The organism is Phaeobacter sp. JH20_37, assembly GCF_048056015.1.
Lineage (GTDB): Bacteria > Pseudomonadota > Alphaproteobacteria > Rhodobacterales > Rhodobacteraceae > Phaeobacter > Phaeobacter bryozoorum.
The window spans coordinates 167,295-194,018 of sequence record NZ_JAYMWW010000013.1 but is presented as its reverse complement, the minus strand read 5'-3'; the positions used below and the strand labels follow the sequence as shown (position 1 = coordinate 194,018).

The 26,724-nt window shown below is 61.6% G+C and carries 24 protein-coding genes; 14 read left to right on the top strand and 10 right to left on the bottom strand.

What is annotated here, in order from left to right:
• Positions 1 to 265 precede the first annotated feature (265 nt).
• Genes VWZ87_RS05765 through VWZ87_RS05755 form a run of 3 tightly spaced genes read right to left on the bottom strand, consistent with a single transcriptional unit; the run spans position 266 to position 2,586 of the window.
• On the bottom strand, positions 266 to 1,327 hold the full coding sequence (locus tag VWZ87_RS05765) for a methyltetrahydrofolate cobalamin methyltransferase (protein ID WP_340545597.1): 1,062 nt from the start codon (positions 1,325 to 1,327) through the stop codon (positions 266 to 268).
• 3 nt (positions 1,328 to 1,330) lie between these two features.
• Positions 1,331 to 2,263, bottom strand: coding sequence for a methylenetetrahydrofolate reductase (locus tag VWZ87_RS05760; protein ID WP_340545598.1), 933 nt, complete (start codon positions 2,261 to 2,263; stop codon positions 1,331 to 1,333).
• A 26-nt stretch (positions 2,264 to 2,289) separates the two neighbouring features.
• Positions 2,290 to 2,586 (bottom strand): virulence factor, encoded by a 297-nt coding sequence (locus VWZ87_RS05755; protein WP_340545599.1) that lies wholly within the window; start codon positions 2,584 to 2,586, stop codon positions 2,290 to 2,292.
• A 323-nt stretch (positions 2,587 to 2,909) separates the two neighbouring features.
• On the opposite strand from VWZ87_RS05755, the gene VWZ87_RS05750 reads away from it, so the two are divergent.
• Positions 2,910 to 4,022: a Ppx/GppA phosphatase family protein gene (locus tag VWZ87_RS05750; protein ID WP_340545600.1), complete on the top strand. Its 1,113-nt coding sequence runs from the start codon at positions 2,910 to 2,912 to the stop codon at positions 4,020 to 4,022.
• Between the two features lie 71 nt (positions 4,023 to 4,093).
• A complete protein-coding gene (locus VWZ87_RS05745) occupies positions 4,094 to 4,849 on the top strand; it encodes an RlmE family RNA methyltransferase (RefSeq protein WP_416534921.1) in 756 nt (251 codons plus the stop codon).
• A 64-nt stretch (positions 4,850 to 4,913) separates the two neighbouring features.
• On the opposite strand, the gene VWZ87_RS05740 is transcribed toward VWZ87_RS05745, so the two are convergent.
• Together VWZ87_RS05740 and VWZ87_RS05735 are read right to left on the bottom strand one after the other, a co-directional pair.
• A complete protein-coding gene (locus VWZ87_RS05740; protein ID WP_416534920.1) occupies positions 4,914 to 5,111 on the bottom strand; it encodes a hypothetical protein in 198 nt (65 codons plus the stop codon).
• A gap of 173 nt (positions 5,112 to 5,284) precedes the next feature.
• Positions 5,285 to 6,136, bottom strand: coding sequence for a YihY/virulence factor BrkB family protein (locus tag VWZ87_RS05735; RefSeq protein WP_340545603.1), 852 nt, complete (start codon positions 6,134 to 6,136; stop codon positions 5,285 to 5,287).
• Between the two features lie 113 nt (positions 6,137 to 6,249).
• Between VWZ87_RS05735 and cls the strand changes: the two genes are divergently transcribed.
• Positions 6,250 to 7,668, top strand: a complete 1,419-nt coding sequence (gene cls, locus VWZ87_RS05730; protein WP_416534919.1) for a cardiolipin synthase — start codon at positions 6,250 to 6,252, stop codon at positions 7,666 to 7,668.
• 23 nt (positions 7,669 to 7,691) lie between these two features.
• Here the strand turns inward: cls and VWZ87_RS05725 are convergent, their stop codons facing one another.
• Positions 7,692 to 8,141, bottom strand: coding sequence for a potassium channel family protein (locus tag VWZ87_RS05725; RefSeq protein WP_340545605.1), 450 nt, complete (start codon positions 8,139 to 8,141; stop codon positions 7,692 to 7,694).
• A 96-nt stretch (positions 8,142 to 8,237) separates the two neighbouring features.
• The gene (locus tag VWZ87_RS05720; protein ID WP_416534918.1) at positions 8,238 to 8,630 is read right to left on the bottom strand and encodes a hypothetical protein; all 393 of its coding nucleotides are present in this window, start codon (positions 8,628 to 8,630) and stop codon (positions 8,238 to 8,240) included.
• 200 nt (positions 8,631 to 8,830) lie between these two features.
• Between VWZ87_RS05720 and VWZ87_RS05715 the strand changes: the two genes are divergently transcribed.
• From VWZ87_RS05715 to VWZ87_RS05705, 3 genes are read left to right on the top strand one after another with little or no spacing between them, the layout of a single operon-like run.
• The gene (locus tag VWZ87_RS05715) at positions 8,831 to 9,496 is read left to right on the top strand and encodes an ABC transporter ATP-binding protein (protein WP_416534917.1); all 666 of its coding nucleotides are present in this window, start codon (positions 8,831 to 8,833) and stop codon (positions 9,494 to 9,496) included.
• Positions 9,493 to 11,943, top strand: a complete 2,451-nt coding sequence (locus VWZ87_RS05710; protein ID WP_416534916.1) for an FtsX-like permease family protein — start codon at positions 9,493 to 9,495, stop codon at positions 11,941 to 11,943. Before VWZ87_RS05715 ends, VWZ87_RS05710 begins: the two co-directional genes overlap by 4 nt.
• Positions 11,933 to 13,039, top strand: coding sequence for a lipocalin-like domain-containing protein (locus tag VWZ87_RS05705; RefSeq protein ID WP_416534915.1), 1,107 nt, complete (start codon positions 11,933 to 11,935; stop codon positions 13,037 to 13,039). The genes VWZ87_RS05710 and VWZ87_RS05705 overlap by 11 nt, the downstream gene beginning before the upstream one ends.
• Before the next feature lie 89 nt (positions 13,040 to 13,128).
• On the opposite strand, the gene VWZ87_RS05700 is transcribed toward VWZ87_RS05705, so the two are convergent.
• From VWZ87_RS05700 to VWZ87_RS05690, 3 genes are all read right to left on the bottom strand, one after another.
• On the bottom strand, positions 13,129 to 13,560 hold the full coding sequence (locus VWZ87_RS05700; protein ID WP_340545610.1) for a universal stress protein: 432 nt from the start codon (positions 13,558 to 13,560) through the stop codon (positions 13,129 to 13,131).
• The gene (locus VWZ87_RS05695; protein ID WP_416534914.1) at positions 13,557 to 16,163 is read right to left on the bottom strand and encodes a TRAP transporter permease; all 2,607 of its coding nucleotides are present in this window, start codon (positions 16,161 to 16,163) and stop codon (positions 13,557 to 13,559) included. The genes VWZ87_RS05700 and VWZ87_RS05695 overlap by 4 nt, the downstream gene beginning before the upstream one ends.
• 136 nt (positions 16,164 to 16,299) lie before the next feature.
• Entirely contained in the window at positions 16,300 to 17,265 is a 966-nt protein-coding gene (locus VWZ87_RS05690) for a TAXI family TRAP transporter solute-binding subunit (protein WP_340545612.1), read from the bottom strand.
• Positions 17,266 to 17,977: 712 nt separating this feature from the next.
• Here VWZ87_RS05690 and VWZ87_RS05685 point away from each other — a divergent pair.
• From VWZ87_RS05685 to VWZ87_RS05650, 8 genes are all read left to right on the top strand, one after another.
• Positions 17,978 to 18,844 (top strand): FAD binding domain-containing protein, encoded by an 867-nt coding sequence (locus VWZ87_RS05685; RefSeq protein WP_416534913.1) that lies wholly within the window; start codon positions 17,978 to 17,980, stop codon positions 18,842 to 18,844.
• Positions 18,841 to 19,323, top strand: a complete 483-nt coding sequence (locus tag VWZ87_RS05680; RefSeq protein ID WP_416534912.1) for a (2Fe-2S)-binding protein — start codon at positions 18,841 to 18,843, stop codon at positions 19,321 to 19,323. Before VWZ87_RS05685 ends, VWZ87_RS05680 begins: the two co-directional genes overlap by 4 nt.
• Entirely contained in the window at positions 19,323 to 21,593 is a 2,271-nt protein-coding gene (locus tag VWZ87_RS05675; protein ID WP_416534911.1) for a xanthine dehydrogenase family protein molybdopterin-binding subunit, read from the top strand. The genes VWZ87_RS05680 and VWZ87_RS05675 overlap by 1 nt, the downstream gene beginning before the upstream one ends.
• A gap of 9 nt (positions 21,594 to 21,602) precedes the next feature.
• A complete protein-coding gene (locus VWZ87_RS05670; protein ID WP_416534910.1) occupies positions 21,603 to 21,893 on the top strand; it encodes a MoaD/ThiS family protein in 291 nt (96 codons plus the stop codon).
• Between the two features lie 86 nt (positions 21,894 to 21,979).
• Positions 21,980 to 23,083 carry an S-methyl-5-thioribose-1-phosphate isomerase gene (mtnA, locus tag VWZ87_RS05665; RefSeq protein WP_416534909.1) on the top strand — a complete coding sequence of 368 codons (1,104 nt, stop codon included), beginning with the start codon at positions 21,980 to 21,982 and terminating at the stop codon, positions 23,081 to 23,083.
• 7 nt (positions 23,084 to 23,090) lie between these two features.
• Entirely contained in the window at positions 23,091 to 23,762 is a 672-nt protein-coding gene (locus VWZ87_RS05660) for a class II aldolase/adducin family protein (RefSeq protein ID WP_416534908.1), read from the top strand.
• A gap of 203 nt (positions 23,763 to 23,965) precedes the next feature.
• A complete protein-coding gene (locus tag VWZ87_RS05655) occupies positions 23,966 to 25,036 on the top strand; it encodes a dipeptidase (protein ID WP_416534907.1) in 1,071 nt (356 codons plus the stop codon).
• A gap of 91 nt (positions 25,037 to 25,127) precedes the next feature.
• Positions 25,128 to 26,723: an ABC transporter substrate-binding protein gene (locus VWZ87_RS05650; protein WP_340545620.1), complete on the top strand. Its 1,596-nt coding sequence runs from the start codon at positions 25,128 to 25,130 to the stop codon at positions 26,721 to 26,723.
• Position 26,724: the final 1 nt, after the last annotated feature.

The following is a 26,724-nucleotide window of genomic DNA, read 5'->3' as shown; positions in this document are numbered from 1 at the left end:
TGTGTGGCAAGGGCTTGCCGGTCCAAGGGCCATAAGTGGACGCTGTTGCGCCCTCGCACTATTATTGGTTAATCCCGACAAATCCGGGGCGGGAGAGAGCGGCCTGCGTCCATTCAGGAATGGTTTTACCCGTGGGTCGCTCGTTTTAGCGCCAATCGGGACGCCGCAGCCCCGCGCCAGACAGCTTGCGAAACAACTGGATTTCCAGGCAAAAAAAGAGGCCAGACCAGTGGTCTGACCTCTTATAGCTTGTATGGGCGGCGAGTCAGGCGCGACGGCGACGGCTGCCGGCGCGACCACCGCGACCGCGGCTTTCCTCGCCCTCTTTTGCGGGCTCTTTGTTGGCCTTGATCCATTCACCACCGTGAGGATCGTTGTTGGTCAGCAGGTTGGCGGCGCGGATCGCTTCCATCTCCTTGCCCGGACGTGGCTTGGTGGATCCAAGACCGAACATCTGAACAAAGGCCTCGTCTTCCATGCCCTCGGGCAGGATGATCCCGGCGGCCTCCACTTCGGCTCTCTTTTCGGCAATCTTCTTCTGGGTTACCGGCAGTGCCACCGGGTTCATGATCGCAGAGGTCATCCCCGCGCCCATCGCCATCGGCAGGAAAGCATTATTGATGCCGTGACGGTTCGGCAGGCCAAAGGAGACGTTCGAGGCACCACAGGTGGTGTTCACGCCCAGTTCTTCACGCAGACGGCGAACCAGTGCAAAGACCTGCTGGCCTGCGGTCGCCATCGCGCCAATCGGCATCACCAGCGGGTCAACCACGATGTCATGCGCAGGAATGCCGAAATCTGCGGCGCGCTCGACGATCTTCTTGGCGACGGCAAAGCGGACGTCGGGATCTTCGGAGATGCCGGTGTCGTCGTTGGAAATGGCCACGACCGGCACGTTGTACTTTTTGACCAGCGGCAGCACGTGCTCCAGGCGCTCTTCCTCGCCGGTGACCGAGTTCAGCAGCGGACGGCCCTCGGCGGCCTGCAGACCGGCTTCAAGCGCGCCGGGCACCGAGGAGTCGATGCAGAGCGGCGTGTCGGTAAGACCTTGCACCAGCTGGACGATCTTGGTCATCAGCGGCGGCTCGGTCTCGTTCGGGTTCGGGTTGGAGTTGTAGACAACGCCCGCGTTGATATCGAGGATGTTGGCGCCGGCCATCACCTGCGCAATCGCGTCTTGTTCAACGGTGGAGAAATCGCCGGCTTCCAACTCGGCCGCGAGTTTCTTGCGGCCTGTGGGGTTGATCCGTTCGCCGATCACACAGAACGGCTCATCAAATCCCAGGATTGCGGTTTTTGTCTTAGATTCTACGACGGTACGGGTCATTTTTTATCCTTGGGAATTGACCGGCTGCGCTGCTGCGCCGCCGTTGTTGATGGCCCAGGTGGCGTTGGTCTTGATGCCACCCAGCGGGAAGAAATGCACATTGGTGATGTTGAAATCGGGGTTGGCGGCCTTGTGGGCGGCCAGCTCGGCAATCACATCTGTCGGCTCATAGGGCAGCAGCAGCTTGGAGACATCCATCGCGCGCTTTTGCAGCACCTTGAGGGACGGTCCAACACCGCAGGCGATGGCGAATTTGATCAGCGTCTGCAGTTTGGCCGGGCCGGCAATGCCGATATGGATCGGCAGATCTACGCCTGCGGCCTTGATGCTGTCGGCCCATTCGATGATCGGCTTCGCCTCAAAGGCGAACTGGGTTGCCAGCGCCATCTTCGCATCGGTGCGTTCGGAGAATTTCTGTTTCCACAGAAGCGCATCCGAGACGTTCTTCATGCTGCCGTCAGGATCGATATCCTTGTTGCCTTCGGGGTGGCCCGCAACATGCAGGTTGGTGAACCCGGCCTTGTCGAACAATCCTGTTTCCAAGAGCTGCATGGAGCTGTCAAAGGCACCATGAGGTTTGGCAACACCACCGGCCAGCAACAGCGCCTGCTTGACATCGGCCTCCCCCTGATAGCGGGCGATCCAATCGGCCAGCGTGGCCTCGTCCTGGATGATCCGCGCGGGAAAATGCGGCATCACCGGGTAACCTTCGGCATTGAGCCGCTTGGCGGTTTCCACCATTTCCTCGATCGGCGTACCTTCGATATGGGCGATGTAGACGCGGGTGCCTGCGGGCAGCAGATCGCGGAAGCTCTCGACCTTGGCAGCGGTACGGGGCATCACCTCGATCGAGTAGTTTTCCAGAAAGGCCTCGACCTCGGGGCTGCTGGGCTGCGCTACGCCAGCATCGCGTTTCTTGAAGTTCAACAAAGCCATCGTGGCCTCCCAAAAAGATGTCAGGCTCATGCCCATCCGTCGTTAGCGATCAGTGTCTTGAGCCGGTCCTGATCATAATCCGCTTCCAGACGCTTGGCCTCGGCCTCGGCGATATCGGCCGGTTCACCATCCATGGCGTAGGGCGCAGCCTTGCGCCATTCCGCGAGATAGGCGTCGGCGTCCTTCGCGTTCACCTTCATTGCCGCACGGTCGATGGCTTGTTCAAACCGCTCTTCCAATTGACGTTTGGCCCCGCGACGGCCTTTGCCGACGATGATCTGTGCTGGGATGTCGCGCCAATATACGATGGTGACGTCGGGCATTGCCTGAGCTTCCTTTGCGTCTGTGTAGTTGCGTTTCTAGTGTGGCATCGCCGGGCGCGTTCGTCGGATTTCGACCTGACATTGGTTCTGAGCGACCTTTTCCGGGTCGCTTCTGGATAGCAATGGCGGGCCGGGCTGGCTACCGGGCAGCGCCCTCATAATATTCAACAGCTTTATGAATTTGATCGGCAAAGCGCTCAAAACCGTTCAAGAAACGTCAATTCGTCAATCGGCAAATCGTCATCGGGGCATTCGGGCCACCTTGCACGTGGCGGTCAGCCCACATATGCTTGGATCAACACGATTATCGGAGGGCGTGAATCATGGCGCCCAGGCGTTCCAAAGGTGCGGGCGCATTTCCCCGAGTGGTAGAGAGCCCTGCACCGGCCCGCCCAGATCCTGATGCGCTCTATGCGGCGCTCGATCTGGGGACAAATAGCTGCCGGATGCTGATTGCCCAACCCAAGGGCAGCGGCTTCCATGTGGTGGACAGCTTTTCAAAATCGGTGCAGCTTGGCGCCGGTTTGGAGCGGACCGGGCGCTTGTCGCGCGCGTCGATGGCGCGCACCATCCAGGCTCTGCGTATCTGCCAGCAAAAGCTCAAACGCAACCGGGTGAAACGGATGCGGCTGGTCGCGACCGAGGCCTGTCGTCGGGCGAAGAACGCGCGAGAGTTCATTCGTCAGGTGCGCCGCGAGACCGGTCTGACGCTGGAGATCATCCAACCCGAGGAAGAAGCGCGTCTGGCAGTGATTTCCTGCGCGCCGTTGGTGTCGACGAAGACGGATCAGCTGCTGGTGGTCGATATTGGCGGCGGCTCCACCGAACTGGTCTGGATCGACATCTCCTCGATCCCGCGCCGCGACCGGCCATCCGCCATCATGCGGCTGCACGCAGGGTTTCATCCCGTTGAAAGCCCCTTTCCCGCGGCCAAGGTTGTTGACTGGATCTCAGTACCACTTGGGGTCGCGACGCTGCGCGATCAGTTCCACGACGTCGAGGATGACGCGGCCCGTTTTGCCCTGATGAGCTGGTTCTTTGAAGAGAACCTCGCCGATTTTGCGCCCTATAAGGACGAGCAGACCCGACAGGGCTTTCAGATCGTTGGCACCTCCGGCACCGTCACCACCGTTGCCGCCTCGCATCTGGGGCTGAAACGCTATGACCGGACCAAGGTGGACGGGCTGCGCATGACCAGCGATCAGATTGACAAGGTTATCCGCTCTTATTTAGAACTCGGCCCTCAGGGGCGCCGCAGCGACCCGCGTATTGGCGAAGACCGTCAGGCGCTGATCATGTCAGGGGCGGCAATTCTACAGGCGCTCTTGCGGTGCTGGCCGACGGACAGGTTGTCCGTTGCGGACCGGGGCCTGCGCGAAGGCCTGCTTTATGCACAGATGAGCGCCGACGGCGTTCTGGAAGACGGGCCGTTCTGACGGCCACACACAGGATATGAGCGTCCGACAGTTGGCCCCGATGCGGCCACGGACGACAGGGAACAGCAAATATGGCAAAGACACCCACGGGAAAAACACCCACTGGCAAGAACACCTCCGGGCGCGGACAGCGTGACCTGAAGGTCAAGGTCAAGACTGCCCGTGGGCGTAAACTCAGCTCCACCCGCTGGTTGCAGCGGCAGTTGAACGACCCTTATGTGAAACGCGCCCAGGCCGAAGGCTACCGTGGGCGCGCGGCCTATAAGATCATGGAAGTCGACGATAGATTCCGCTTCCTTGTGAATGGCGCGCGGGTGGTCGATCTGGGCTGCGCCCCGGGCGGCTGGGCGCAGGTAGCGGTGAAGCGGATCAATGCGCTGGGGGAAAAGCCGGGTAAGGCGGTAGGCCGCATCATCGGCGTTGATCTGCAGGAGGTCGAGCCGCTGGCGGGTGCCGAGTTCCACCAGCTGGATTTCATGGACGAAGGGGCCGACGACAAGGTCAAGGAATGGCTTGGTGGCAAGGCAGATGTGGTGATGTCGGATATGGCAGCTGCCAGTTCCGGTCACAAGCAGACCGACCATTTGCGGATTATCTCGCTTTGTGAAACCGCGGCCTATTTTGCCTTCGACGTTCTGGAAGAAGGCGGTACCTTCGTGGCCAAGGTATTGGCCGGCGGGGCCGAGGGTGATCTGCAAAAGCTGCTGAAGCAGAAATTCACCAAGGTTTTCCACGTCAAACCGCCATCGTCACGTTCGGACAGTTCGGAAAAATTCGTGGTTGCAACCGGGTTTCGCGGTGAGCCTTCGGATGCGTCTGACGATTGATCTCTAACCGGGCTGTGGCCGGGCGCACGGCAACCGCCCTGCCCCGGCTTTCAGGTCTGGGCGATCAGCTGCCGCGCTGAGCGGTGCTGGAAAACGACCGCAGCGCCAGCGCCTGCAAGGCGATGGTTTCCAGTGAGGTGCCTTCAGCGCGCAGCGTCACGCGCGGGCAGTCCTTCTCGATGCGATGAGGCGCCGCGACAGGCTGTTTCAGCAGGCGTTGCACCAATTGGCGGGGCGGAAGTTTGCTTTGCAAAAGACGCATCTGTTCCTCGTACCGTATGAGCGTTCGGGCTGTTCTCATCGAAGAATAGACCGGCCACTGGGCCGCATCGTGGCTCAATTGTGGCAGAACTGCCTTATTGTTGCGATTTTCGAAACAATTTCACTTCAGGCACGGGCTGGTGCACTCGGACGGTTGCAAACGCCTGCGACAGGTCAGGAGGTAGGATGCAGCAGCACCCCGTTGAGTTCCGCACCAAGGATCAGAATGGCTGAGTTCAGATAGAGAAAGATCAGCGCCGCCATTGCCCCCGCCAGTCCCGCATAGGTGGCCGAATAGGCCGCAAAACTGCTGATGTAGATGGCAAAGGCGAGGCCGGCCGCCCACCACAGCACCACTGTCAGCAGCACCCCCGGTAGCACCTGGGAGAGCCGGTGACGCTTCGCCGGGAGCAGCATGTGGAAGGCAAACACAGCAACCAGCGGGATCACCGCAACCAGAACCCCGTTCAGACCGCCCTCCCAGTTGCCTCTCAGCGGGACTTGCGGGAAGAAACTGGCCAGATGGCGCGCATAAAGCGGCAGGATCAGCTCAAACACCGCCGCCGCCATAATGCCCGCGCCCCCCAGGATTACCAGACCAATGCACAGGCCCCGGGTCTTCCAGAACGGCCTGGTATCGCGTTCATGATAGGCCTGCACCATTGCCAGACGCACCGCATCCACCCCGTTGGAGGCAAAGTAGATAGCGATGACACCACCCAGCGTGACCACCCCGGTGGAAGATGTGGCAAGCACCGAATAGACCTCCCGCACGATGGGATCCGAGACGCTTTCCGGCCAGGAGCCAAAGACCAGCTCCACCAGGTTTTCCAGATCAACCCCGCCCGACAATGACCCCGCCACCGCACCGGTGAGCGCCACGGTAAAAAGGATAAAGGGAAACAAGGCGAGCATCAGCGACATGGCGATATGGCTGCTCAGCACCCAGCCGTTCTTGTCGTTGAACCGCTTGGCGGCCAGATACAACGCATAGGCGCCGGGTTTCACATAGGGTCGCATGCTCATGGCCTGACGGTCTCATAGCTCGCTTCAAAAAACCAGCCCTTTCAGGGAGATATAGCCAAGCCCATCCGCCGGATGTAGGTTTGGCCAGAAGATATGCGACAGGGAGCGCGGCGATGGCCTGGATTGCGATAAGCACATCGGCTGTACTGATGATGTGGGTGCTTGCGGGTCTGGCCTCTCTGAAGGCGGCCCGCACCGCCCGCACGCCGCAAGGGGCAATCGGCTGGGTGGTATTTTTGCTGTCCGCTCCGCTGGTGGCGCTGCCGCTCTATCTGTTTTTCGGGCAACGCCGGTTTTCGAGGTATCGCGCCACCCGGCGCAAGGCGGAGCGGGTCCTGAACGCGCTGCGCGTCTACTCAGATCTTCACACACAGGACCGCGATCAATTGGCCGCGAACCAGGCCCCCTTCGAACGGCTGGCCGGTTATCCGGTTTGCCGGGGCAACGGGTTTGAGCTGCTCAAAAACGGCGCTGAAATCGCCGATGCGATTATCGAGGCCATTGATGCGGCAGAGGATTACGTTCTGGTCCATTTCTACATCGTGCGCGATGACAAGATCGGACAGCGGTTCAAGACCGCCTTGCTTGACGCGCGCGCGCGCGGCGTTGCTGTCTGGTTCATGACGGATGCGGTAGGCAGTCACGGGCTGTCAAACCGATACCGCGAGGCGTTGGAGGCGGCAGGTGTCAATCAGGTTGACCCCAGCACCCGCCCCGGCCCGAAACATCGGTTTCACCTGAACTTCAGGAACCATCGCAAGACGGTCATCGTCGATGGGCGTGTCGGCTTTACGGGCGGAATGAATATCGGCGATGAATACATGGGGCGCGACCCGGCCTTTGGCGCTTGGCGCGATACGCAGGTGCGGTTGACCGGCCCGGTCGTGCAGCAGCTACAGCTGGGCTATGCGGAGGATTGGTTCTGGTTGACCGAGGATCCGATCCTTGACCTGCTGACCTGGGACTGCGCCCCGGTCGAGGGCGCAGGCAAACCCGCGCTGGTGGTCGAAACCGGGCCGGGAGACAGTACGATCAACGGCTCGATGCTGTATTTCTCTGCCATCTCCGCAGCGCGTTCCCGGATCTGGCTTGCCTCGCCTTATTTCGTGCCGGATCAGGATGTTGTGGCTGCGTTGAAGAACGCTGCCATGCGCGGGGTCGATGTGCGCATCCTGTTGCCCGAGACTGCGGATCACTACGCACCCTGGCTGGCTGCCTACGCCTATTTTGACGACCTGCGCGAGGTTGGTGTCAAAATCTACAGGTATCAGGCCGGATTTGTGCACCAGAAGGTTTTTGTCGTGGATGATACCATCGCGGCGGTGGGCACGATGAACCTCGACAACCGTTCTTTCCGGCTGAATTTTGAGAGTATGGCGCTGTGCTTTGATGCGGAAACGGCAGAACAGGTGGCGCAGATGCTGGATGAGGACATGGCATCGTCAACACTTCTGGAGACGGATCTGGACGCGCAACCGGTGACCATCCGCTTTGGTGCGCCTGTCGCCCGCCTGCTGGCGCCAATCCTGTAGGGCACCACGCCGGAGGTGACGGGTCAGCGCACTCTCACCGGCGCGGTATCTTCCAGCAGGAACACCTCTCGCAATGCAGCCACCAGAAACGCCGTGCTGATGCCAAAGGCAAAGAGCCCGGTAACTGCGCCGAACGCGGCAAAGATCCGCATCCCCTCGCCAAGGACGATATCGCCGTAGCCGAGGGTGGTATAGGTCGCGAGCGAGAAATAAATCGCAGTATTCCAGTCACCTATGGCACCAGAGAAAATCAGCGCCGTGGCCCAGATCCAGACCTGCAGCGTATGGGCAAAGACGATCAGCCCGATCGCAACCGCCAGCACTGCGCTCATCTGCACAAAGCGCCGCCCACGTTGCAGCACGCCAAGCCGTCTGCGCAGAACATGGATGCAGAACACCAGCAACCCAGCCTCCACGACAAGGCAGATCCCAAGGTACAGGCTGCCGAGCAGCAGCTGCTGGATGAGTGTCATGTCCCTGCCCTCATTCGTTGACCTTGCGCCGATGGATCTGTCGATCAGCCGCGATCGGCTCGGCTCACGGCTCCGATTTTGGCGCAGTCTACGAAATCAGCGCTGCGACATGCAATCGCGATAGTACTGTTTGACCAGCCGCTTGCGCTGCGCCTCGGGCGTGTTGAAGTAATCATCGCGGTCCTCGGCTTCGGAACCGCTGCGTGATCTCGCGCGGCGCAGCTTGCCCTCCTGCACACTGATCCCGATCCGAACTGTCCCGGAGAAAGTGATCCCGGCGCGATCATTGCCCAGCCGCAGACCGTCAGGGGCATCACTGCGCGGCGCGCCGGCGTAGGCCTCCGCCCGGCTGCGGCAGAGCGCTTCGCGGCTGCCGGATGCCGTTTGCGCCTCGGCGACCTCCGTTAGTGGGACCGCTGCCAGAGCGGCCAGAATGGCAGGTGCCAGACCTCGCGATGACCAGCGGAATGGCAGTGAGAACAGCGACATGGCATAGCCTTTGTTGAGCCCAACCCCATTATTGCATGGGCAAGCTTCAAATGGGGCCTACATCAGGGCGCGTCAATGTTATCTGTTGTCTTGGGCCGGGATCCCCGGAAAGGTCAGCCTACAAGATCAGCCTGTCTGGTCGCGGGATGTATCGCGGCGCAGTCGGACAAACCATAACAACCGCAAAAGGTTATACGTCGATGCTAATCATTGAGGAGGTCAGCAAGTCCTATTCGGGGCCGTCCGGCGCTGTTCCGGTTTTGGACCGTGTCTCGCTGGATCTGGCCGCCGGGAGCAGCCTCGCACTCACCGGAGACAGCGGATCCGGCAAAAGCACGTTGCTGCATCTGGCGGCCGCGCTGGATCAGTTCGACCGCGGCCGCATAGTGGTGGATGATGTGTCCCTCGCCGAGCTGGATGACACCGGGCGCGCGGCGCTGCGGCGACGACATGTGTCCCTTGTGTTTCAGCAGTTCAACCTGATCCCGGCCCTGACCGTTGGTCAGAACATCAGCCTGCATGCCCGGCTGGCAGACACGGTTGATGCCCCTTGGATCGAGGCATTGACCCGTCGGCTGGGGCTGGCCGAACTACAGCGGCGCTACCCCGAACAGCTGTCTGGCGGACAGCAGCAGCGGGTCGCTATCGCCCGCGCGCTGGCGCTGCGCCCAAAGCTGCTGCTGGCGGATGAGCCGACCGGTAATCTGGACGAAACGTCGAGTGCTTCGGTCATGGAGCTGATGCTGGATCTGGTGCGGGAAACTGGCGCGGCGCTGCTGCTCGTGACCCATTCGCAGGCCATTGCGGGCTTGCTAGACAGGCAAATCCACCTCAGCAATGGCCGCCTGCGTGAGGCCGGGACATGAGAGCGGCTGCATTCTCCGCGATCCTGTCTCACTGGCGCCAGCACCCGCTGCAATTGGCCATGCTGATCACCGGTCTCGCGCTGGCCACCGCGCTCTGGTCTGCGGTGCAGGCGATCAATGCCGAGGCGCGTGCAAGCTATGCCGAAGCCGCAGCGCGCATCTCCCCGTCCGGACAAAGCTATCTCGTAAATCCAGAGGGAGATATTAATATTTCTCAATATGTTGCGCTGCGACGTGAAGGTTGGCAGCTCTCGCCGATACTGATCGGTGACCTCATAAACCAACAAAAAGGCCCCGACGGAAGGAGCCTTGAGATGGTGGGCATTGATATCCTCTCGCATCCGATGATGGAACGGCTGAGCGAAGCCGGAACCGCGACGGAATCCGACGGCGACACATCCGTGGCGCTTTCCCCGGCGGATCTGCTGCTGGCACCTGGTCACCTGTTCTTGCACCCCGAGACGGATGTGACCGGCCTCGATCTTGATCTGCCTCCGACAACGCGCAGCACAGCGGTCCCCCGAGACGTTTTGATCAGTGACATAGCGACTGCGGCGCGACTGCTCGCGCGACCGGATGCGATCAGCCGCCTGATGGTGCTGGATGCGCAACCCAGCGGGCTCAGATCGCTGGGCGAACTGGTGCCTGACCTGCGTTTGCAGAGCGCATCAACCGGCGCGGATACGGCGCAGCTCACCCGCAGTTTTCACCTCAACCTCACCGCCTTTGGGCTGCTGTCCTTTGCGGTGGGCCTGTTCATCGTGCAGGGCACCATCGCATTGGGGATTGAGCAGAGACGCGGCATGTTCCGCAGCCTGCGCAGTTTAGGGTTACCGCTCAATACTTTGGTCTGGCTTGTTTTTACTGAACTATTGGCAATCACGCTTGCGGCGGCCTTGCTTGGCCTGATCCTTGGCTATCTGATCGCGGCGGCTCTCCTTCCCGGTGTCAGCGCAACCCTTTCGGGGCTATATGGCGCCTCGGTCGATGGCAGCCTGAACCTGCGTCCAGGTTGGGTGCTTTCTGGCCTTGCGATGGCCTTGGCAGGCATGATGCTGGCCGGTGGTCAAAGCTGGTACAGCCTGTCGCGATTGCCCATTCTCGCAGCGCCAGCTGCAACCGCGCGCGGTCAGCAGGCGCTGCGTGGCCATCGGCTCTCTGCTGCGACCGGTGCGCTGATGGTGCTGGCGGCGGCAGCAATACCGGTGCTGTTCGACGGGCTGCTGGCTGGCTTTGTCTTTCTCGGCTGTCTGATGCTGGGGGCCGCGCTGCTGCTGCCGCTGACGCTATCGCGGCTGGCCTTGGTCGGAACCCGAATGGCGCGTGGCCCGGTGACGCTCTGGTTATGGGCGGACATGCGCGCGCAGCTGCCGGGTCTGTCGCTGGCGCTGATGGCACTTCTTCTGGCGCTGGCGACAAATATCGGTGTTGGCACAATGGTTTCCAGCTTTCGCCTCACCTTCCTTGCCTGGTTAGATCAACGGCTGGCCTCGGAGCTCTATATGACGCTTCCGCGCGACGAGATGGCCGATGAGGTGCTGCCCTGGCTGGCGGAGAGGGGTATCCGCGCCCTGCCAATCCGCCACAGTGATGAGCGCTACAGCGGCGCCCCGATGGACGTTTACGGTGTGGTCGATGATGCCACCTATCGCGACAACTGGCCGCTGTTGCAGGCCGACGCAACCGTCTGGCAGCAGGTGGCCGACGGCAGCGGCGCGCTGATCAACGAACAGCTGGCGCGCCGTGGCGACCTGGAAACCGGAGATCTACTGCAGATTGCACCGGAATGGCACATGCGGATAGCAGGCGTCTATTCCGACTATGGCAACCCCAACCCGCAGGCGATTGTCGGTCTCGCCACCCTGCTGGAGCATCGCCCGCTGATCGAGAACCGCCGTTTTGGCCTGCGTCTGCCGGTTGAGGACGTGGCGCGCCTGCGCCGTCAGCTGCAACAGGATTTCGATCTGCCGTCCAGTGCCTTCATCGACCAGAGCGCGCTTAAACGGCAGTCGCTGGCGATTTTTGACCGTACTTTTGTCGTGACCGGAGCGCTGAATCTGCTGACTTTCGGCGTCGCTGGCTTTGCAATGCTGACCAGCCTGCTGACGCTCTGGAGCCAACGTCTGCCGCAGCTGGCGCCGATCTGGGCGATGGGGCTGACACGCCGTCAACTGGCCAGATATGAACTTCTACGCAGCGTGATCCTGGCCGGGCTGACGGCCCTGCTCGCCCTGCCTCTCGGCCTGTTGCTGGGCTGGGCATTGCTCGCGGTTGTCAATGTCGAAGCCTTCGGCTGGCGCCTGCCGATGTTTCTGTTTCCGCTGGACTGGCTAAGGCTGTTCCTGATGGCGCTGGCGGCGGCCGCGCTGGCGGCGGCCCTGCCGGCACGGCGGCTGTCAAAGCTGAAACCCGCCGATCTGCTGAGGGTCTTTGCCAATGAACGTTAAGCCTGCTCTCCAAGCGATTTTCTGCGGCCTTGTCGCGGTGCTGGTGCTGGTCATCCGGCTTGCCGGTCCGGCTGCGGCGCAGGGATATGCCGGGCTCGGAACCGAGGTGGACGGGTTTGCAGTACCTGCACGCGGCACCCAGCTGGTTTTCCCGCGTGATCACGGCGCCCACCCCGAGTTCCGCATCGAGTGGTGGTATCTGACCGCCAATCTGACCGGAGATGACGGGCGTGACTACGGGGTTCAGTGGACGCTGTTCCGGTCTGCCCTGCAACCGGGTGATGCCCGTTCGATGCCGACCGCATCCGCCTGGGAAGACCCCCAGATCTGGATGGGCCACGCTGGTCTGACGACGCCCGACGCCCATTTTCACGCCGAGCGGCTGGCGCGGGGTGGCATTGGGCAGGCCGGTGTCAGCACCGCTCCGTTTGAGGCCTATATCGACGATTGGTTCATGCGCGGCCGCGATGCCGGTCTGGACGCGCTGAGCCTGCGCGCGACCGGGCAGGATTTTCGCTATGATCTCTCTCTCACAGCCAATGGTCCCTTGGTCTTGCAGGGAGATGGCGGCTATTCGGTGAAATCGGCGGATGGACAGGCCAGCTACTATTATTCCCAGCCGCACTATCAGCTGAGCGGCACATTGCAGCTGCCCGGCGGCCCGGTGCAGGTGACCGGAGAAGGCTGGCTGGACCGTGAATGGTCAAGCCAGCCCCTGTCTGAGGATCAGAGCGGCTGGGACTGGTTTTCGCTGCGCTTTGATAGTGGCGAAAAGCTGATGGGGTTTCAGTTGCGGGGAAGCAGCCTGTTCACCTCAGGCACATGGATCGCAGCCGATGGCACGCCCTCTCCGCTGGAGCCGGGGCATCTTCAGGCGACGCCGCGCGGGCTGACACAGGTTGCCGGTCGCGCGGTCCCAACGGAGTGGAACCTGCGCCTGCCCGAACGCGGCCTCGATATCGAAGTCACCGCGCTGAACCCGCAGGCCTGGATGGCGATGTCCTTTCCCTATTGGGAGGGACCGGTGCGGATCACTGGCAGCCACAGCGGTAAGGGATATCTGGAGATGACAGGTTACGCGCCGCCTCCCGACTAAAGGCAGACCGGGCGCATGGGCGACGGAAAAAGGGGCGCCCGATCGGGCGCCCCTTAAATCCGGAGATATGCGGTTAGAATGCCTGCGGATCAGCGCACCACATAGACCGAACAGGTGGAATGGCGGATCACCCGCGCCGCATTGGGTCCCAGCAGATAATCCGACAGCTCCGGCTTATGCGCGCCGATCACGATCAGATCGGTTCCCGCCTTGTCCGCGACCTTCAGGATTTCCTGATAGGCTTTGCCGGTGGCCACCAGATGCCGCACCTTGGCGTTGCGTTCGGCGCCGAGGACCTCCTCGCAGAGCTTGCCCAGATGATCTGCGGTTTCCTTTACCGCGCGTTCATGGTGGTGCTCTTCGAAGAACCCCGAGACCCAGCTTTCGCCAAAATCGGGCAGCACATTGACGACATCCAGCTGCGCGCCATCCAGATCGGCCAGTCGGGCCGCCTCTGCCAGCACCTTGCGGTCCGTCGTGTCGCCGTTCAGTTCCAGCGCGCAGAGAACAGATTTACTCATGCCATTGCCTCCTCTTTGCGGGCACGGCCCGTCTGCATCAGGGCAACAAGCCCCAGCAGCAGCAGCGCCGGGATAAAGATCAGCTCCTTGGGCAGCTGATCCGACGGCACCTGCACCGAGGTCAAGGATACCGGGTCATCCAGATAGAAATCAAACCCGTCCAGCATCGGCTGCGCCGGGGTGCCGAACATCGGCTCTTCCAGTTTGACAATGCCGTCTTCTTCCAGCGGCAGCAGTCCGAACTGATCGAGGCTTGTCTGCCCGCCCTCTGCGCCGACGGTCAGAACCAAAGTGGTTTCGGTCATCTCGCCAGTGTCGAAATCGGGACCCGCCACTTTCACGCGCACTTCGGTGCCTTCGGGGACATCGTCGAGCGCGGTGACCAGTTCGGCCGGCTCCACCTGCGTGAACGGCGGCTGGATGTAATCCATGAAGAAGCCGGGACGGAAGATTGCAAAGGCAATTGCCACCAGCGCCACGCTTTCATAGATCCGGCTGCGGGTCAGGAAATATCCCATGGTGCCGGCAGTAAAGACAAGGATCGCAATGGTGGCGGTCACCGCAACCAGTATCCCCTCAGCCCAGGTGACATCAATCAGCAGAAGATCGGTGTTGAAGATGAACACAAACGGCAGCGCCACGGTGCGCAGGCTGTAGAAGAAGGCGATGAAGCCGGTACGGATCGCATCGCCCCCGGAGACAGCCGCCGCGGCAAAGCTCGCAAGGCCCACAGGCGGTGTCACATCCGCCATGATGCCGAAGTAGAACACAAATAGATGCACCGCGATCAGCGGCACGATCAGACCTGATTGCGCCCCCAGTTCTACCACAACGCCAGCCATCAGCGAGCTGACAACGATGTAGTTCGCCGTCGTGGGCAGACCCATGCCGAGGATCAGGGACAACAGCCCTACCATCACCAGCATCAGGATCAGGTTGCCGCCCGACAGGAACTCAACCAGATCGGCCATGACCTGACCAACGCCGGTGAGGGTCACCGTGCCCACGATCACGCCGGCTGTTGCTGTTGCCAGCGCGATGCCGATCATGTTGCGCGCACCATCCACCATGCCGTGCCACAGGTCGTTGAGCCCATCCATGAAGTTGTGCAGCAGGTTGCTCTGTCCGCGGAACAGCGCCTTCAGCGGTTTCTGGGTGAGCAGGATCACGAATAGCAAGGCGGTCGCCCAGAAAGCCGACAGTCCCGGCGATTTCTGTTCGATCATCAGGAAGTAGACCAGCACGATGATCGGCAGCAGGTAATGCAGACCGGCCTTGTAGATCTCGCCAACCTCGGGCAGTTCGATGTCCTTGGCGTTGGGATCATCGGGTTCAAGGTCGGGAACCTGCGCTGCCATATAGACCAGCGCGACATAGACCAATGCAACCAGACAGGTGATGATCAGGCCGGCTGCACTTGGTGCGACGGCTTCGATCGCATCAACCGGGAATTGGGTGCCATAGCACAGCCCCGCAAACATCAGGAAGAAGCTCAGCATACCCAGCGCCGTGCGCATCAGGTTTACTTCGCGGTTGCCCAGGGTCGGCATCTTCCGCTTTACGGCTTCCAGATGCACGATGTAGATCAGCGCGATATAGGAGATCGTCGCCGGCAGGAACGCATGGGTGATCACCTCGACATAAGAAATGCCGACATATTCCACCATAAGAAACGCAGCCGCGCCCATAACCGGCGGCATGATCTGGCCATTGACAGAGGAGGCAACCTCTACCGAACCGGCCTGCTCCGAGGTGAAGCCAACCCGCTTCATCAGCGGAATGGTGAAGGTACCGGTGGTCACGACATTGGCAATCGAGGAGCCGGAGATCAGACCGGTTGCGGCAGAGCCGACCACCGCCGCCTTTGCCGGGCCGCCGCGCAGGTGACCAAGCGCGCCAAAGGCCATCTTGATAAAGTAATTGCCGGCACCCGCCTTATCCAGAAGTGCACCGAACAGCACGAAGAGAAACACGAATTTCGTCGACACCCCCAGCGCGATTCCAAACACACCTTCCGAGGTGATCCACATCTGCTCCATCGCGCGGTCCAGCGATGCGCCTTTCCAGCGGATCACATCGGGGACCAGCTCGGATGAGCCGAAGAAAACATACAGCAGGAACACAGAGGCCACGATTGCCATCGCCGGGCCAAGGGCGCGGCGCGCGCCCTCAAACAGCAGCACAAGACCGATCGCAGCAAAGACCGTGTCGATGTCATCACCCTTGCCACCGGCATTCACGATCTTCTCGTAGAAGATATAGCCATAAAGTGCGGTAAATGTGCCCATCAGCGCCAGGATCCAGTCCTGAACCGGGATCCGGTCCGTCGGGCTGCTCTTCAGCGCGGGATAGGCCGCATAGGCGAGAAAAATGGCAAAGGCCAGATGGATCTGGCGCGCATTGTTTACGACGCTGCCCGGTAGCACGAGATTGGCAACCGGAGAGGCCAGCAGCACCTGAAAGACCGACCAGATGCAGGCCACAATGGCCAGGAACAGCCCTACGCTGCCAATCGGGTTGCGGGCGCCGGAGTCTGATGAGGCAACAAGAGCCTGAAGCTCTTCCTCCGACAGCGGACCTTTGCCCTGTGTTTCACTTGTCATGATGGTTCCCCTCGAAAGCTCGTACCGCTTGGGTGCAGGTACTGCTCCACTTGTTCTTGACACCCCGGTCAGCGGACGTGGAGACCGCAGGTGCAAAACGGGGCGCCATGGCGCCCCGTTCGATCAATCGGTCTGGTTATTCAACCCAGCCCTGTTCTTTGTAGTACTTCGCCGCGCCGGGATGCAGCGGTGCGGACAGGCCCGCAGTTGCCATTTCCTCAGGCTTCAGGTTGGCGAAGGCCGGGTGCAGTTTTTTGAAGTCTTCGAAGTTTTCAAAGACCGCTTTTACCACGGTGTAGACCGCCTCGTCCGAGACCTGATCAGAGGTCACGAAGGTCGCGCCAACGCCGAATGTGCTCACATCCGCGTCGGAGCCACGGTACATGCCGCCGGGAATGGTTGCAGTCCGGTAGAAGGAGTTGTCAGCGATCAGCTTTTCAACCGCTTCGCCATCCACGGTCACCAGGACGGAGTCGCAGGCGGTGGTGGCTTCCTGGATCGAGCCGGAGGGGTGGCCAACGGTGTAGACCATGGCGTCGATCTGGTTGTCGCAGAGCGCTGCGGACTGTTCGGCGGCCTTCAGCTCGGTTGCCAGCGCAAAGCTGTCCATGCCCCAGCCCTTGGCTTCCAGCAGCACTTCCATGGTGCCGCGCTGACCGGAACCGGGGTTGCCGATGTTGACGCGCTTGCCCTGGAGGTCGTCGAAATTGGTGATGCCGGCATCGGCACGCGCCACAACGGTAAAGGGCTCCGGGTGAACGGAGAACACGGCACGCAGACCTTCAAAGGCGCCCTGCTCTTCGAATTTGGAGGTGCCGTTATAGGCGTGGTACTGCCAGTCGGACTGCGCCACACCGAATTCCAGCTCACCATCACGGATGGTGTTGATGTTGTAGACGGAGCCACCGGTGGATTCCACGGAGCAGCGGATACCGTGCTCTTTGCGGGTCTTGTTGACCAGACGGCAGATCGCGCCACCGGTCGGGTAGTACACGCCGGTCACACCGCCGGTACCGATTGTGATGAATTCTTCTGCCATCGCGGCAGGTGCCATGAAGGCGGTAGCCACAAGGGCGCTAACGGCCAGCTTGGTGTTGGTCATATGTAGTGTTCTCCCACGTTTTTGTCTTCGAAACCGTAGAGCCGCACACGGCGCGGCTGGGGTCGTTGAACCCTTGGGGACATGTAGACGCCAGGTGTGTTTTGTCGCGCGTTCTGGCAACAATTTCCGGCAGGTCCAGCGGTTAAAGCGTTTCAGGCGCATCAGACCAAGTCAAGGCTTACGATCTGCCCGTGGCCCCGCAGGCACGAGGTTTCAGCGTATCTGATACCAATCCCGGAATATTCCCCCGCATCCACATCCATTGGATTCGGCGCACTGTGGCAGATTGTCACACCCATGCGCAACCCAACTTCGCCATTCAAACCCCTTTGATGGCGATATTTTCTAGAAGATTTCTGGAATTGCCGCCGCCATAAAAGACTGGATCCGACACCGCAAGGGGCAAAAGCGCAATACCCTCCCCGTTTATGGGCCCCTGCCACCTAAGCGCGCCTTCGGTCGTTGCCCTGTGCGGTATGTGAACATCACTGCCGATTGTGCTTTGCGAGCGTGAGATTTCACGCCTATGTCCAAAACCGGCTGCGATGGCGGCTTGCCGAAGACTGCGCAAGGACGCAAGATACCGAAAAGCGCACCGCCTTGGCCCGCCGCCAGGCATATGCGTCGAGACAGCCCGCAGCGCATTCCATGCCCCGGACATCCGGACCCACCCATCAGCCACCTGCAGCAGGCCAGCAAAAGGACAGTCCCAATGAACTATCACCGACCAACCAGCTTTGCCGAAGCGGCGGAGCTGGCGGCTTCAGCATCGGGGGTTACCCGTGTTCTGGCCGGCGGCACCGATGTGCTGGTGCAGATGCGCGCCGATATCGTCACGCCGGATACGCTGATCGACATCAAGGCGATTGATGGCGTCCGCGACATCCGCAAGGAAAGCGATGGCAGCTGGACCATCGGCGCCGCGGTGGCCGGAGCCGAAATGTCCGAACATGATGACCTGTCCGCCGCATGGCCGGGCGTGGTCGAGGCGATGGACCTGATCGGATCCACCCAGGTGCAGGGCCGGGCCACGCTTGTCGGCAACCTCTGCAATGCCTCCCCTGCCGCCGACAGCGTGCCGGCTATGGTTGCGGCAGGTGCATCGGTCAGCATCACCGGACCTGACGGCAATCGCCGCGCCGCGGTCGTGGATATTCCGGCAGCTCCCGGCAAGACCACGCTGAAGCCCGGCGAGTTGATCACGGCGGTGCATCTGCCGCCCGCCGTGCCCGGTCAGGGCGACGCCTATCTGCGGTTTATCCCGCGAACCGAGATGGACATCGCCGTGGTCGGCTGTGGTGTCTGGCTTCGGCTGGAGGGCGACACCGTCGCGGATGCCCGCGTTGCCCTCGGAGCTGTCGCGCCCACGGTACTGCTGGTGCAGGCCTGTGCCGATGCCCTGATCGGCTCCAGGCTGGACGACGCGGCCTTGGGGCGACTGGCCACCGCTGCCTCTGATGCCTGCTCACCGATCACCGACAAACGCGGCACCATTGCCTTTCGCACGCAGGTGGCGGGCGTGATGGCCCGCCGCGCCGCAGAAACCGCCTATGCCCGCGCCAAGGGAGACAAAGCATGAGCACGAAGATCCACGTCTCGGCCACCGTCAACGGCGATGCCGTCGATTACCTCTGCGATCCGCGCGAAACGCTGCTTGATGTGCTGCGCGACCGTTTGAACCTTACCGGTGCCAAGGAAGGCTGCGGCACCGGCGACTGTGGCGCCTGTTCGATCACTCTCAATGGGCGGCTGGTCTGTTCCTGTCTGGTGCTCGGCGTCGAAGCCGCAGGCCAGGAAATCGCCACCGTCGAAGGCATCGGTGCTGGCGAAACACTGCATCCGCTGCAACAGAAGTTCATCGACCACGCCGCGCTGCAATGCGGTATCTGCACGCCGGGCATTCTGGTCGCGGCCAAGGCGCTGCTGGAGAAGAACCCCGACCCCAGCGAGACCGAAGTGCGCTATTGGCTGGCGGGCAATCTGTGCCGCTGTACCGGCTATGACAAGATCATTCGCGCCGTCATGGACGCGGCGGCAGAGATGCGGGAGGCATCATAATGGCTCTGGATCAACGCAAGACCGATTTCACCCAGGTGGGCACCCGTCCCAACCGCCCCGATGGTCTGGACAAGGTCACGGGCAAGGCGCGCTTTGGCGCCGATATCACGGCACCGGGAATGCTCTTTGGGGCCATCCTGCGCAGCCCTCACGCCCATGCCCGGATCAAACATATCGACACCAGCAAGGCCGAGGCGCTGAGCGATGTGAAGGCGATTGTCACCCGTGCCGATTTCTCGGACGCCATCAAACCCGCGCCGGGGCTGGAAGGCGAACAATGGAATGTGCTGGAAAACGTGATGGCGGGCGATACCGCGCTCTATGATGGCCATGCCATCGCGGCTGTGGCGGCCACCTCGGCCCTCGCCGCTCGTGACGCGCTGAAGCTGATCGAGGTCGAGTATGAGGTGCTGCCCCATGTGACCGATGTCGATAAGGCGATGGCCAAGGATGCACCGGTGATCCGCGAGGGCGCTGCCGATTACTCTGTGCCGGAGGGGATGCACCCAAACGTGGTGCGCTACCACGAAAGCGGCCATGGCGATGTCGAGGCGGGCTTTGCCAAGGCCGATCTGGTGGTCGAGGAGCATTTTGTCACCGAGGCCACGCATCAGGGCTATATCGAACCCCATGCCTGCCTTGCCCAGCTGGGACAGGACGGCAAGGGTGAACTGTGGTGCTGTACGCAGGGCCACTGGTATGTGCAGAAGAACTGCGCGGCGCTGTTGGGGATTGAGACATCGCAGCTGCGCGTCACCGCCTCGGAAATCGGCGGTGGCTTTGGCGGCAAGACCACGGTGTTCATCGAACCTGTCGCACTGGCCCTGTCGCGCAAGTCCAATCGCCCGGTCAAACTGGTGATGAGCCGCCCCGAGGTGTTCCGCGCCACCGGCCCCACCTCCTCGACCTCAATGGATATCAAGATCGGCATGACCGCAGACGGTATCATCACCGCAGCACAGGGCACCTTCCGCCTACAGGGCGGTGCCTTTCCGGGTGCGCCTGCGGATATGACCGCAATGTGTGCCTTTGCGCCCTATGATCTGAAGAACGTCCAGCAGATTGGCTATGACGTCATGAGCAACCGCCCCAAACAGGCGGCCTATCGCGCGCCCGGCTCGCCGATGGCGGCCTACGCGGTGGAATCTGTGATTGACGAGCTCTGCCGCAAATTGGATCTCGACCCGATCGAAGTGCGCCTGAAAAATGCCGCGCGCGAGGGCACCAAAGCCTCCTACGGGCCAAAGTTCGAACGCATTGGTCTGGTGGAAACGCTCGAGGCTGCCAAGGCGCATCCCCACTACAATGCCCCGCTGAAACCCGGTCAGGGGCGCGGGATCTCCTGCGGCTTCTGGTTTAACCATGGTGGCGAAACCTCGGTGTCATTGTCGCTGTCAGAGGATGGCACCTGTCAGATTTCTGTTGGCACGCCCGATATCGGCGGCTCCCGCGCCTCCATGGCGCTGATGGCGGCAGAGGTTCTGGGCATTCCCTATGAGAGCATCCGCGTCACCATCGCCGATACTGCCACGCTTGGTTATAACGACGTCTCCCACGGCAGCCGGGTGACCTATGCCAGCGGCCTTGCCACGATCAAGGCGGCAGAGGATGCCGTGGCCAAGCTCAGCAAACGTGCCGCTGCCAAATGGGGTATCCCCGAGGATGCTGTGAAATGGGAGGACGGCCATGCCGTGCCCTCCGGTCCCAATGCGGGCAACTTCGACCCGATGCCGCTGGCGGAGATTACCCGCGACATGGGCAAGACCGGCGGACCGATCTCGGGCCATTACGAGGCGACGCCCGAAGGGGCCGGCGTCTCCTTTGCCACCCATATCGTCGATGCGGAGGTGGATCCCGAAACCGGCAAGACCGCTGTGACGCGCTATACGGTCATTCAGGATGCGGGCAAGGCGATCCATCCCACCTATGTCGAAGGTCAGTTTCAGGGCGGTGCCGCACAGGGCATCGGCTGGGCGCTGAATGAGGAATATATCTACGGCGAGGACGGGCGGTTGCAGAATGCGGTGTTCCTCGACTATCGGATCCCCGTCGCCTCGGACCTGCCAATGATCGACACGGTGATTGTCGAGGTGCCGAACCCCGGTCATCCCTTCGGCGTGCGCGGTGTCGGCGAAACCTCGATCTGTCCGCCTCTCGCGGCCATCGCCAATGCAGTCTCTGCGGCGGCGGGGGTGCGGTTGCATGCGCTGCCGATGTCGCCACCGCGCATTCTGGCCGCCCTGGATCAGCAGCGCGCCAAGACGGGCTGAGGCGCCGCAATGGCACCTGAGTACAGCACCACAGGTCAGGGCGCGGGCACACCGCGCCTGACCGTACACCTCTGGTCGGGCCTGCGACGGTTTGCAGATGGGCAGGACGCAGTGGAGGTTCAGGCCACCACAATCGGCGCGATGATCGCAGCGCTCAAATCTGCCTATCCCGCACTTGCACCGGCTCTCGACGCAGGCGTATCCGTTGCCGTGGACGGCCGGATCATTGCTGCCAGTCTTGATGAACCGCTCCGGCCCCAGAATGAAATCTACCTCATGCAGAGGTTGCGCGGCGGCTAGCGCGCAAGAGGATTGCACTTTACCGCCAATGCGCTAGGACGGCATCAGCGGCGGCGCTGGGCCAGCCATCAACGGAGGACACCGCAGTGAAGGTCAACGGCACACATTATCGCTCGCTCTGGTGGGACGAGGATCAATCGGTTCTGATGATTATCGACCAGCGTTGGCTGCCCCATGAGTTTCGCATTCAGCCGGTTGCAACACTGGATGATTTCGCGACCGCCATCGTCGAGATGCGGGTGCGTGGCGCGCCGCTGATCGGAGCCACCGCCGCCTATGGCATGGCGCTGGCGGCCGAGCTTGATCCTTCGGACGGTGCGCTGGAGGCCGCTTGGGAGCAGCTCAATGCGACCCGCCCCACTGCGATCAACCTGCGCTGGGCGCTAAACCGCTGCATGGAGGTCCTGCGTCCCCTGCCCGAAGATGAGCGTGCTGACGCCGCACTGAAACTGGCCCATGCAATCGCCGATGAGGATGTTGAAATCAACCGGCGCATCGGCACTTACGGGCTGACCCTGATCCGTGAGATCGCACAGAAGAAACCCGCAGGTGAGCCGGTGCGGCTGCTCACCCATTGCAATGCAGGCTGGATCGCCACGGTTGACTGGGGCACCGCCACCAGCCCGATGTATCAGGCCCATGATGCCGGAATTCCGATCCATGTCTGGGTCGATGAGACCCGCCCGCGCAATCAGGGCGCGCTGACCGCCTGGGAACTGGGCAGCCATGGTATTAGCCACAGCTACATCACCGACAATGCCGGCGGTCATCTGATGCAGCACGGACAGGTCGACCTGGTGATCACCGGCACCGACCGCACCACGCGTCAGGGTGATGTCTGCAACAAGATCGGCACCTATCTGAAGGCACTGGCAGCCCATGACAACGGGGTGCCCTTCTATGTCGCCCTGCCCTCGCCGACCATCGACTGGACGGTGACCGATGGCGTTGCCGAGATCCCGATCGAGGACCGCGACAGCCGCGAGGTAAGCCATGTTCAGGGCGTGCTTGATAGCGGCGACATCGGGCTTGCGCGTGTGACACCGGACGGCACGGTCTGCGGCAACCCGGCCTTTGACGTGACCCCCAATCGGCTGGTCACCGGGCTGATCACAGAGCGCGGCATCTGCGATGCCTCTGCCGAGGGGCTGGCGGCGCTGTTCCCCGATCTTATCCGCAAGGCCGGGTGACCGCGCCATGACTAGACCCGCCCCGGATGACAGCCGCGCCCTGCGTCAGTCCATCATTGATGCCTGCCTGGAGATGAACCGGACCGGCATCAACCAGGGCACCTCCGGCAATATCTCCCTGCGGATCGCCGGGGGTGACATGCTGATCACCCCGTCCGGCATCCCTTATGAGGCGATGAGCCCGGAGATGATCGTCCGAATGCCGCTTGCGGGCGGGCCTGATCCCGAGGATGCACAGCCGGCCCCGTCGTCGGAGTGGCAGTTTCATCAGGCGCTGCTTGCGGCGAAGCCAGAGGCGATGGCGGTCGTCCATGCCCATCCGGCGCATTGCTGCGCTCTCGCCGTGAACCACATGACGATCCCGGCCTGCCACTATATGGTCGCGGCCTTTGGCGGAGATGACGTGCCGCTGGCGGATTACGCGCTGTTCGGTACGGCTGAATTGTCGGATCATGTCGTCCACGCCATGGCCGACCGCCACGCCTGCCTGATGGCAAACCATGGGGCCCTCGTGACCGGTGATACGCTGGCGCGGGCGATGTGGCGCATGGTGGAGCTGGAGAGTCTGGCGCGGACGTACATACTGGCCCGCAGCATCGGCACACCAAAACTGCTAAGCACGGCGCAGATGGAGGAGGCGCTTGCTGCCTTCGCCACCTACGGGCTGAAACAGGCCTGACCAGCCGAGTCGCCATTGCGCGATAATCGAACATCTTCCCGGCCCGGTCGAACGACCAGCGGGCAAGATGACCGCTGTCACGCCATTCCTCCCAGTTAGATGGCAGTTTTTGGGCCTTCGTCCGTCTTATCCCGGAAACGGGCGTAAATTCCCTTGCGTTAGCGCAAAAGATACGACCTCATATCAGGGAATTAGGAAGAAATATGACTGACCCTCTGATTTTCGACGGCCACAACGATGTTTTGCTGCGATTGCACAATCGCGATATTTCATCCGGCGTGGACGGGTTCCAAGGCAACGGCGGGCGCCAAATTGATCTGGCCAAAGCGCGCACGGGCGGCTTTGGCGGCGGCTTCTTTGCGATCTATATTCCGGATGGCCACAGTCTGGATAGCGAAGACGAGATGATGGCAGACAGCTATGATATGCCGCTGTCGGCGGCGATCAGCTGGGCCGATGCCGCCCCTGTCGCGCTGTCGCAGGCGTCCCTGCTGTTTCAGCTGGAAAGCGACGGCGCGCTGAAGGTCTGCCGCACAACCGAAGATATTCGCGACTGCCTCTCGACCGGGATGATGGCGGCGGTGCTGCATATGGAGGGCGCGGAGGCAATTGATCCGGATTTCCACATGCTCGACCTGCTTTATCAGGCCGGGCTTCGCTCAATCGGTCCGGTGTGGAGCCGCCCGACAAGGTTCGGCCATGGCGTGCCCTTCCGGTTTCCGGGATCACCCGATACCGGTCCGGGGCTGACGGAGGATGGCAAACGGCTGATCCGGCGCTGCAATGATCTGGGTGTTATGATCGACCTGTCGCATCTGAACGAGGCCGGTTTCTGGGATGTCGCCAAGCTGAGCGCAGCGCCGCTGGTGGCCACCCATTCCAATGCCCATGCGCTGACGCCGCACAGCCGCAACCTCACCGACCGCCAGCTGCACGCGATCCGCGACAGTGACGGGATGGTCGGCCTGAACTTTGCGGTCGCCTTTCTGCGCGAAGATGGTCGGATGGACGAAAACACCCCGATTGACCGGATGCTGCGCCATATCGACCACCTGATCAGCCAGCTCGGCGAGGATCGGGTTGGTTTCGGCTCGGATTTCGACGGGGCCACCGTACCGCGGGAGATCAGGACCGTTGCAGGCCTGCCCGCGCTTCGCGCCGCTCTGCGTCACCACGGTGTGGATGAGACGTTGATGAAAAAACTATGTCACGACAACTGGCTGCGGGTTCTGGATGCCACCTGGCGCAGCCCGAAAACGGAGGCGCGCAGCTGACCGGTGCGCGCTCCGGTTCAGACCCACACAACAACAAGACGCTGACAACAGCGCGATATTCCAAGATCAAAAACACAATAGGGAGTTAAAGATGAAAACCATTCATACCCTTCTTGGCACCGCCGCGCTGGGGCTGGCGATTGGCCTCACCCCGATGGCGACCATGGCTGAGACGCCCGCCAATATGCTGGTTATCGCCAACCGCATTGACGATATCACCACGCTGGATCCGGCGCAGAGCTTTGAATTTGCGGGTGCCGATGTGATCCGCAACATCTATGGTAAGCTGGTCAACTTTGACCCCTCCGATCTGGACGCAGGCTATCAGCCCGATCTGGCCGAAAGCTGGACCGTCTCCGAGGATGGCCGCACCATCACCTTTACCATGCGCGAAGGCGTGACCTTCCAGTCTGGCAACCCGGTCCGGGCCGAGGATGCGGCGTTTTCGCTGAAGCGCGCGGTCATTCTGAACAAGACGCCGTCCTTCATCATCACGCAGTTTGGCTTTACGCCCGAAAACGTCGATGAAACCATCAAGGTTGATGGCAATACGCTGTCTATCACCACCGACAAACGCTATGCGACCTCCTTTGTTCTGAACTGCCTTACGGCGACCATCGGCGCCATCGTCGACAAGGAACTGGTCATGGCCAATGAGGTCGATGGCGATATGGGCAACAATTGGCTGACCACCAATTCGGCAGGCTCCGGCCCCTACAGCCTGGCCAGCTGGAAGCCGAAGGAAAGTGTCACCCTGAGCGCAAACCCCTCGTATTATGGCGGTGAGCCAGAAATGAAGCGCGTCATCGTGCGCCACGTTCAGGAAAGCGCCACCCAGCGCCTGATGCTGGAACGCGGTGATATCGACGTGGCCCGCGATCTGACGCCCTCGGATGTGGACGGTCTGGCCGGTGTTGAGGGTGTCGAGGTGCTGCGCGAAATGCGCGGCCGCCTGATGTATGTCTCCTTCAACCAGAAACACCCGGAACTGTCGAAGCCGCAGGTCCGTCAGGCGCTGAAATATCTCATCGACTATGACGGGATGGAAAACAGCTTCCTGAAGAACTGGTATGTCGGTCACCAGAACTTCCTGCCGAAGACCTATCTGGGCGCTGTGGACGAAAACCCCTTCTCGCTCGATGTGGAAAAGGCCAAGGCGCTGCTGGCAGAGGCCGGTGTCGAGAATCTGGAGCTGACGGTCGGTGTGCGCGAGGCGCAGGAACGGCTGGAAATTGCACAGTCGCTGCAAAACACCTTTGCACAGGCCGGGATCACGCTGAACCTTGAGGTTGGCACTGGCAAACAGATCTTGGGCAAATACCGCGCGCGGGAACTGGATATCTATCTGGGCGCATGGGGCCCGGACTATCCTGATCCGCATACCAATGCGGGGACCTTTGCCTATAACCCGGATAACTCGGACGAAGCCAATGCAACCGGTCTTCTGGCCTGGCGCAACGGCTGGGACACCGGCGGGCTGACGGAAAAGGTTGCCGCCGCCGTGGTCGAGGGCGACACCGACAAGCGCGCCGAGATGTACCACGAAATTCAGGCAGAGTTCCGCGACACAGCTCCCTTTGCCATCATGTTCCAGCTGATCGAACAGGCTGGCATGGCCGACAATGTCGAAGGGCTGAGCCTCGGCGGGGCGATCACCTCTGTCGCCTACTGGGACGTGACCAAGTAAA